Raw genomic sequence first — 8,723 nt, 5'->3', positions numbered from 1 at the left:
AGGGCGGTAAAGCCCGCTTCACGCAGCCGGTTGACCGCTTCAAACGCCAGTTCGCGCTGTTGCTCGCGGTCGATGGCACCCGCGCCGATCTCATCGAACAGGGGTTGAAAACGCGCCTTTAGGTCGCGGTAAGCAGTGGGGTCAGTCATGGCAAGTCCTTGCGAAAAGAGGGCGTCACACGGCGTTGGCACGCGGGTCCACCAGGTTATTGATCAGGTCGACGAGTACGTTCACGACCACATAAATGCCGGCCGCCAGCAGGGTAATTCCCAGCAGCAGCGGAACGTCTTTGGTGTTGGCGGCATCAAGCATCAGGCGGCCAATGCCTTGGCGGGAAAACAGCAACTCAATGACCACTGCCCCGCCCAGCAGGCTGGCGAAGACAAAACCGGACAACGTCACCAACGGCACCAGCGCGTGGCGCAAAGCATGGGTAAGGCGCACGCCGGTTTCGGACAGGCCACGGGCACGAGCCATAGCAATAAAGGGTTGTTCGAGGATGTCTTCTAAGGCCTCGCGCAACACTTGGCTAAGCACCGCCGCAACCGGCAATGCCAAGGCAACGCTGGGCAGGATCAAGGCTTGCCAACTGTTGGAGCCGGACGGCGGTAACAGATGCCAGCCGAACGCGAAGATCAGCAACAACCCCAGGCCGATGACGAATGAAGGCGCTGACGCCAGCACCAGTTCCGTGCCCGATACCAGTGAGCGAATCCACGGCGCTCGGTTGGCGCTGAGGACCGCAACCGACACCGCCAGCAACACCGCCAAGGCCGCAGCACTCAGCGACAACTGCACGGTAGCGCCCAGTTGCGCGCCAATCACGTGCCCGACCGGTTTACGCAAGTTGTACGACTCGCCTAAGTCGCCGTGGACCAAACGGCCCAGGTACTGGCCGTACTGCACGATTAAAGGTTGATCGAGGCCATATTCGGCCCGCACTTGGGCCACTAACTCGGCACTCGGGTTGGCACCGGGGCCACCCAAAAGGGTTAGCGCCGGATCACCAGCACTCAGGTTGATGGCGAGGAAGGTCAGCGTCGCCGCGCCCCACAGCACGCCAATCCCGGCCAACAGGCGACGAAGTATCAGGCGCAGGGGGTTCATTGGGCCTCCTGGTCAAGCCAGACCGTGGTGAAGATCGGGGTGTTGTGCGAGGTATCGTAGATCAGCCCCTTGACCGCATCGCGGTAGGCCACCAGCACGTGACTCTCGTACACCGGCGCGGACGGAACGTTCTCCACCAGACGTTGCTGCGCAATGCTGTATAGCTTTTGCAACTCGACCGGGTCGGTGGTAAGCCGCGCCGCCGTCAATGCGCGATCCAGCGGCTCGTCGCGAAAGCTGCCGATGTTTTGGCCGATAAAGCTCGGCGTACTGATGGACTGGCTGTGATAGAGGATGTACAGCCCGTCTGGGGTGTTGGTGTGCCAGTAACCCGCCGCGATGACTTGAAATTGACCGGCATAGCGTTTTTCCAGGACTTTCGCCAACGGCGCCAGGTCGATGCTCAGTTGGAAGCCCACCTTCTTTAAGTCGGCTTGAATCGCCACCGCAATACTGCTCGGGTAGGCGCCGGTTTCGTAGGTCAGTAACTCGGCCGCCAAGCGCTTTCCGTCTTTAACGCGATAGCCCTGCGCGTCACGCTGCGTCCAACCGGCGCTGTCGAGTAAGCGGTTGGCCTCGGTCACGTCATAGTTGAGTACGTCTTTAAAAGCCGGGTCGTAGAAGCGGGTATTGCTGGCCAAAAAGTCGCTCTTGGGCTGGTACTCACCAAAGCCTGCGATCCATGCAAGGCCATCGCGGTCAATGGCCTGGGTTACGGCACGGCGCACGGCGAGCTCTTGAAACGGGAATGTCTCAAGGTTGAAGGTCAGGCTGCGAAACGGATTGCCCTTACGGATCAAGCTGCGGATATGCAGGTCAGGGTTGAGACGAATGGCCTTGGCATTTTGCGTCGGCGCATCAACGGTGAAGTCAGACTGGCCCGACTCCAACGCGCTGAAGCGGATCATCGCCTCGGGCACGATGCTCACTTCTAAACGGTCGAGGTAAGCCTCGCCTTGATGCCCGGTGACCGCAGGCGCCCAGTGGTAGCCCTTGCGTTTGACGAAGTTCAGACCTTGATCGCGGGTGTAACTTTCGAGCACAAACGGCCCGGTGCCAATCGGGGGTTCGGCGATGGATTTCGGCGCTTGCTCGATCTGGCGCGGCGACAGCATGCTCAGATAAGACTGGGCCAACACATCCAAAAACGGTGAGTAGGGTTCGCGTAGATGCGCTTCGAAGGTGTATTCATCAACAACTCGGCCATCGACATACGGGGCGATGTAGGCCGCGGCCAACGGCGATTTGGTCGCGGGGTCGCGCATGTGTTGCAGGTTCAACTGCACGGCCCGGGCGTTGAATTTCTCTCCATCGCTGTAGGTCACGTCGTCGCGAAGATGAAAGGTGTAAGTCTTGCCGTCTGGCGAAATATCCCAAGACTTCGCCAGCCACGGCGTGATGTTGCCCTGCTCGTCTTGGTACACCAAGCAGTCGAACAGTATGCGACCCAGCCATTGTGTATTGCCGTGGGAAATCGAGTGCAGGTCGAGGGTTGTGGTGTCGGACGATGTTGACAGGCGCAACGTGCCGCCCGGTTTGCCGGGGCTAGTTTCACGGTAGTCATCAGGGTGACTCGCACTGGCCTGCGCATTGGCAACCATGGCGCGCGGTGCTTCGCTGGCCGGTTTGCAGGCGCCCAGCAGCACGGCGCAGACGATCAGCGCCAGACGGGCAAACCTTGGGATCAGGGTCATGTGCTTCCTCCACCAGCGCCGCGAGTGAGCGCGACGCTGGCCGCGCAGGCTTAGAAGTTGTAAGTCACGCCGGTGAAGGCGCCGAAACCATCGCCTGGGTACAGCGCCGCAGTGTCTTTACCCTGTGCGTTATAGGACGGTGCGATGGCGGTCACGTAGGCTTTGTCGGTGAGGTTTTTCAGGTCCAGGTACACCTGCCAAGTTTTGCCCGGATCGTCGAAGCCCAAGCGTGCGCCCCACAAGGTGTAGGACGGGGCATAGAAGGTGTTGGCGTAATCCACCGCGCTTTTTGACACCGTGTGCATGTTGATCCCGGCATAGAAGCCGTTGGCAAACTGGTACTGCAACTCGGTCTGGTAAACGTGCTTGGGCAAGCCTGGCAGTTCGTTCTTATTGAATAGCGGGTCGTTTTCGTAGTGGAAGTCGTTGAGGGTGTACGCCTGACGCCAGTTCAACGTATCGCCATTGGCCCCTTCCCACAGCCGAGTACTCAAGCCTGCTTCAATCCCTTGGTGAACGGTCGGCGAGGCATTGGCGGTGGTGACTACCGCAGCGGTCGTACTGGTCGCTTGAAGCAGCTCAACGGTGAGCAGTTCGTTTTTGATCCACGATTTGTAGACCGCCAAGCTGCCGTCGAAGATGCCGTACTTGCCTTTGATGCCGAATTCCACGGTGTTAGCCGCTTGCGGGACCAGCGGTTTGGCGTAGTTGTTGGCGACCCCGGAGTTCGAGATCGACCAAGAGCTTGGCGGGTCAATGGAACGGCTGACGTTCGCAAACAGCTGAACGTCTGGAGCGATGTAATACCGCAGGCCGATACGCGGTGCGAGCTTCCATTCGTCATAGACGTAATGGTTAGAGAAGCCGCTGGTGTTGGGGCGGTCGCTGAATTTGACGTCGACGTCACGCTTGATCTGGATCGCCGACAGGCCGGTGGCCAAGTACAGGTTGTCGGTCAGGCCCAAGTCGTTGCCAAGGCTGAACACATGGTCAAACGAGCCGCTGTACCTGACATTTTTCTGCAAGATGTCGAGGTCTTTGCTGCCTTTGTAAGTGCGGGCGCCCGCTTGCAAATGCTGGGTGCTGGTCCAACCTGCGGTGGTGGTGCTGGACAAGCCGAACAGTTGGTCGTTGCGGCTGTAGTTGAGCGAATAGTTGATGTCGCGCCAATCCCAGTAATTGGGGTTGACCGTGCTTTTGCGGCTGAGAATCTGCGGGTAGTCGTGGTACACCACCCCGGCCTCGAGTGTGGCGTCATCGTCAAAGGTGTAGGTGGTTTTGCACTCCTCGCGATAACGCAGGTAAACGCGTGTTTCAAGCTTAGGGTTAAAGCGATAGCCGAAGTTGCTGACGATGCCTTTGGCCTTGGTGTAGGTAAAATCTTGGAAACCGTCGCGTTTGCCGTTGTCGATGCTGATGAAGTAATCGGCGTCGCCCACGACCCCACCGGTGCTGAGGGTTTGTTTCTGCCAGCCAAAGCTGCCGCCTTCAACTTTGATCCGCGTGCCCGGAGCGCTGCGCCCGGTGTTGCTCACCATGTTGATCGCCCCGCCCAGCGATAAAGCGCCGTATTCAAAAGCGTTGGCCCCGCGCAGGACTTCGGTGTAGTTCAAACCTTGGGTATCGAGCAGCTCATAGGGTGTGCCGCCTGCGCCGGTCAGCGCCAGGCCGTCGAAAAGGAACTTGGTGCCTTCACGAAAATACCCTGGCGATGTATTAGCCCCGGAGCCGCGAATCGAAATCTTGATCGCATCGTTGCCGCCCGCCGCTTGGGCATACACCCCCGGTTGATAGGCCAGCGTGTCTTCTAGGGTGGCCGAGCGGCCTTTTTCCACTTCTGCTTGTGAGACGAGGCTGGTGCCGCCTGCTACTTCGTCGAGTTTGGCTTGCGCCGCTTGCACTTGGGTCTGCGGCGCTGCTTGCACGGTGACGGTACTCAAACGTCTCTCGCCATTAGGGTTGGCGTCGTCGGCCAAAACAAAAGGCGCGAGGGTTAATAATGCGCTGCTCACCGCGAACAAGGATGAGTGCCGTAATACAGCAGAAGTGGCTAAATGCACGCGTTTCAATGTTCTTCCCCACCTGAATAAAAAAATAGGCGAGTTTCTATTGGAATAGTCAATCTCACGATGACAGGGCTATTGCAGCGAACGTGCCAACTGGCCAAGTGCCTTGTAGGCGGCTGTTTGATTGCGGGATGTTGTAAGCGCGACTGTTGCGATACGGCGCTACTGCCGAACAGGTGTTCGAAACTCAACACCTTCTCAATGGCCAAGGCAGATTCTGTTTAGATCAAAAGATCGCAGCCTGCGGCAGCTCCTACGGGGCTGCGAGCTTTTGCGGCGGCTCCGGGATCGTGGTGCATTTGGAAGGAGTTGGGCTATGTTGAACAGTCACCCATAAGCAACGTGAGTCCCAGCCATGCTCTTTGAGAACAGCCTGAAAGCGACTCTGCTCGCGCTTTTTGCCGCCTCATTAGGTGCCTGCGTCCCTTGGCCGCGAGAGCGCCCTGCTTACGCTGACCTGTGCCAGTCCGAGTTTGAATTTAAAGTCCCGGGCGAAACCGTTGTCTTAGAAGCCTATTTATACGATCACGCCGCTCTGTGGTCTGACCGCCCGGTCACTCAAGCGCTGCACACGCAGCTCCCCGGTGAAAAGGTGTCGCGCAAGCAGTTCTACGTGCAACTGATTACCTACAACAAAGGCCGTCAACGCCCGACCAGCTCAAGCCATGGTGAAGCGCCGGTGCCGATTCTCTACGACAGCCGCCAGGCTTACATCACGTTTGAAGACGGTTCGCAATTGAAGGCCAACCCCAATCTGTACCTTGGCGACGACGAAACGTACGACTACCCACTGGTCAATCAACCCCATACACGCCCCTCGCCTTACAACATCAACAGCGATGAAGTGCATCGTCGGGTTCCGAGAATCACTAATAACAGCCGTTATGGCTCGGTGTATTTGATTTTCCCCACTGAGGACTTTAACGCGCAGTCGGCATGGACAATCCATTTAGGAGCGCTGGATATCAACGGCCAAAAAGTCGACATCCCGCCGCTGAAACTGTGCCATCAGCCGGTGAAAAAATGGATCGGGATTGAGCCCTTGATGCGCCCTTGACTGGCCTCTACTCGGGGATTCTTGCTTGTCAGCGCGGTGCGATATTGCTAGTGTCAATTTATGACTAACTATTTCGGCACCTCGACCACTACCACCACGACCGCAGAAAGCGGAGCGTGCGGAGTGTCGTGAGCCAATAGCAGACGAACTTCAAAGGCCCGCCAGCAATGGACAGGGCCTTTTTTATGCCCTTGTGTTGCTGGCAAACACGCAAGGAAATGCCCCATGTACGCCCTTTTGATACTCGATATCCAAGTCGGCCTCGTTCACGGCCCGCAGAAGCCCTGGCGTTGCGAAGCGTTGCTGGAAACGCTGAACAACTTGATGGACAAAGCCCGCAGCGCGGGTGCCCCGATTTTTCTCGCACGCCACATTGGCCCGCCAGGCTCACCCATCGAGCCCGGCAGCCCGTTGACGATGATCGCCCCAGAACTGAGGCTTCAGGGTGCAGAAATTGTCTTTGAAAAGCGCCGACCCAACGCCTTCGAAAAGACCGATTTAGCGGACAACTTACGGGCTCACGGCGTTACCGGGGTCGTGATCACGGGCATGAAAACTCAATACTGCGTTGACAGCACGAGCCGTGCGGCACGTGATCTGGGCTTCGATGCGGTACTGATCGCTGATGGTCATAGCTGCTCAGACACGCCCGCATTGAACGCGCAGGCCATCGTCGCTCATCACAATGCAACGCTTAATGGGCCGTTCTGCCAGGTCGTTCGGGCCGAAGAGTGGGGGTTCTAATCGCGTTCTATACACAGAGATGCGCATGAGCGGCTGCAGCGCTGTCAGCGATTGCGCAAGAACTCGATGACTAATGATAGAGCGGGCGAAATCTGGCGCCTGTTCGCATAGTAAAGGTGGTATCCGGGAAATAACGGCCACCAGTCTTCAAGCACTGGAGCCAGCGCCCCATTGTCTAGGTACGGCTGCATCATATTGAGGGGACCGTAGGTCAGCCCTACGCCATCAAGGGCAGCTTGCAACATCAAGTAGCTGTTGTTGAACGTAGCCTGCCCTTGGACCTTCACGTTAAACCGCTGGCCCTCCTTTTCGAACTCCCACGCGTAGAGCCCTCCATGGGTGGGTAGTCGTAAATTCAGGCAGCTGTGTTCGGTTAGCGCTCGTGGATCGAGTAAAGGCGGTTTGCTGGCGAGATACGCTGGGGCGGCAACGGCTGCCATTCGCATGTCCGGTGCAATCCGCACGGCGATCATGTCTTTATCAATGCTATCCCCCAGCCGTATCCCGGCATCAAAGTGCTGGGCCGCAATGTCGGTGAGACCGTAGTCCACACTCAACTCAATGTGGATATCGGGATACTCGCGCAGTAACGGTGCCAGTTTTGGCCAAAGAAGGGTTTTGATCGAGTGGTCGTCAGCGGTGATCCGAACCGTTCCCCCAGGCTTATCACGCAAAGCGACGATTGAGCCTATCTCCATTTCAATCTCGTTGATTCGGGGGGCAACCACATTCAACAAGCGTGATCCGGCATCGGTCGTTGAAACGCTACGCGTGGTGCGAATGAGCAACTGCGTACCCAGCTTAGCCTCCAGCCCACGAATGCAATGGCTCAATGCCGAACGGGACAATCCGAGCCGCGCCGCTGCACGAGTAAAGCTGCGCTCTTGAGCTACGGTCATAAAGACGGCGAGGTCGTTTAAGTTTGAAGTTGTCATTGGTGAATTTCCTGCACCACTGCATGCGGTTTTTTCGATCTTATCAAACAGTCGATTAATTCTTACAGTACTCATTGTCTTCGCTGTATGCGCCATGCACGTGGTGATTCCTAACAGTTGCGGCTACTGACAATCAGTGCTGACGGGGCACTTCCCATTTAGGAATCCACGCACATTACGCCCTATCACTGCACTCCAAGAAGGAACTGAGCATGCTTAAGAACACCCTGAAAGTTGCACTCTGCGCCGCAGCATTCGATGCCGCAGTCGCCATGGCTGAATCGACTGCGCCCTCCAACCTCGCAGCCAAGCAACAGATCGCGCGCGCGGGCAGCCAGGCTTCCATGGTGGGGCCTGCCGCCAACTTCACCGGACAGGTGCGAATTGACATGCTTTGGCCAACTGACGGTGGGCTGAACACGTCCGGGGCGTTGGTGACGTTTGAGCCTGGTGCGCGTTCGGCGTGGCATACCCATCCTGTTGGGCAACGGTTGGTCGTTCACTCCGGGGTTGGCCTGACTCAAGAGTGGGGGAAACCCATTCAAGAAATCCGCCCGGGCGATGTCGTTTATTGCCCTGCGGGGGTTAAACACTGGCACGGTGCAGCGCCCACAACCGCAATGACTCATTTAGCGGTAACGGCGACTGAAGCTGACGGGAACAACGTTAACTGGATGGAGAAAGTCAGTGATGACCAATACAGCGGGCGCTAAAAACCGACGTTTTCCCACTCTGCTGGCTGCAGCGCTGAGTTTAGCTACCCTCGTTTACCAGCCTGCCGTTATTGCTAAGGAGTCAACTCAAATGACTGTATCGGACATTAAAACTGGAACGCTTTCAGCCCAGCAGCAAGCGCTCATCACGATCGCCTCGCTCGCGGCTGGGGGGGATATTAAGAAGCTAAACCCTGCGTTAGAAGAGGCGCTTGACGCAGGTCTGACGGTGAATGAGGCCAAAGAGGTTTTGGTTCAGGTTTACGCCTACGCGGGGTTCCCCAGAAGCCTTAATGCGCTGGGCGAGTTGATGAAAGTCACTGAGGCGCGAACGTCTCGGGGTGTTCATGACGCGCCAGGCCGCGAGCCGAGCCAACCTAGTGCGAAGGGTGACGCGTTGCTGATGG

The 8,723-nt window shown here is 57.5% G+C and carries 8 protein-coding genes; 4 read left to right on the top strand and 4 right to left on the bottom strand.

Going from position 1 to position 8,723, the window contains the following annotated elements:
- Nucleotides 1–174: 174 nt before the first annotated feature.
- From AQS70_RS05470 to AQS70_RS05460, 3 genes are read right to left on the bottom strand one after another with little or no spacing between them, the layout of a single operon-like run.
- Nucleotides 175–1,107 (bottom strand): ABC transporter permease, encoded by a 933-nt coding sequence (locus AQS70_RS05470; protein ID WP_055101896.1) that lies wholly within the window; start codon nt 1,105–1,107, stop codon nt 175–177.
- Nucleotides 1,104–2,801 (bottom strand): ABC transporter substrate-binding protein, encoded by a 1,698-nt coding sequence (locus tag AQS70_RS05465; RefSeq protein ID WP_055101895.1) that lies wholly within the window; start codon nt 2,799–2,801, stop codon nt 1,104–1,106. Before AQS70_RS05465 ends, AQS70_RS05470 begins: the two co-directional genes overlap by 4 nt.
- A gap of 50 nt (nt 2,802–2,851) precedes the next feature.
- Complete coding sequence (locus tag AQS70_RS05460; RefSeq protein WP_241492803.1) at nt 2,852–4,861, bottom strand: TonB-dependent receptor family protein; 2,010 nt, start codon at nt 4,859–4,861, stop codon at nt 2,852–2,854.
- A 361-nt stretch (nt 4,862–5,222) separates the two neighbouring features.
- Between AQS70_RS05460 and AQS70_RS05455 the strand changes: the two genes are divergently transcribed.
- Both AQS70_RS05455 and AQS70_RS05450 read left to right on the top strand, forming a co-directional pair.
- Nucleotides 5,223–5,924 (top strand): hypothetical protein, encoded by a 702-nt coding sequence (locus tag AQS70_RS05455; protein WP_055101893.1) that lies wholly within the window; start codon nt 5,223–5,225, stop codon nt 5,922–5,924.
- A 225-nt stretch (nt 5,925–6,149) separates the two neighbouring features.
- Nucleotides 6,150–6,668, top strand: a complete 519-nt coding sequence (locus AQS70_RS05450; protein WP_055101892.1) for a cysteine hydrolase family protein — start codon at nt 6,150–6,152, stop codon at nt 6,666–6,668.
- 44 nt (nt 6,669–6,712) lie between these two features.
- Here AQS70_RS05450 and AQS70_RS05445 read toward each other — a convergent pair whose 3' ends face one another.
- On the bottom strand, nt 6,713–7,603 hold the full coding sequence (locus tag AQS70_RS05445) for a LysR family transcriptional regulator (RefSeq protein ID WP_055101891.1): 891 nt from the start codon (nt 7,601–7,603) through the stop codon (nt 6,713–6,715).
- A 212-nt stretch (nt 7,604–7,815) separates the two neighbouring features.
- Between AQS70_RS05445 and AQS70_RS05440 the strand changes: the two genes are divergently transcribed.
- Both AQS70_RS05440 and AQS70_RS05435 read left to right on the top strand, forming a co-directional pair.
- A complete protein-coding gene (locus tag AQS70_RS05440; RefSeq protein WP_055101890.1) occupies nt 7,816–8,316 on the top strand; it encodes a (R)-mandelonitrile lyase in 501 nt (166 codons plus the stop codon).
- 91 nt (nt 8,317–8,407) lie between these two features.
- Nucleotides 8,408–8,723, top strand: a 316-nt coding sequence (locus AQS70_RS05435) for a carboxymuconolactone decarboxylase family protein (protein ID WP_241492802.1), incomplete at its 3' end; no start/stop codon positions are given.

The organism is Pseudomonas endophytica, from assembly GCF_001411475.1.
In the GTDB taxonomy this organism is placed as follows: domain Bacteria; phylum Pseudomonadota; class Gammaproteobacteria; order Pseudomonadales; family Pseudomonadaceae; genus Aquipseudomonas; species Aquipseudomonas endophytica.
The sequence above is the reverse complement of the archived record's forward strand: the minus strand, read 5'-3'. Positions and strand labels throughout refer to the sequence as shown.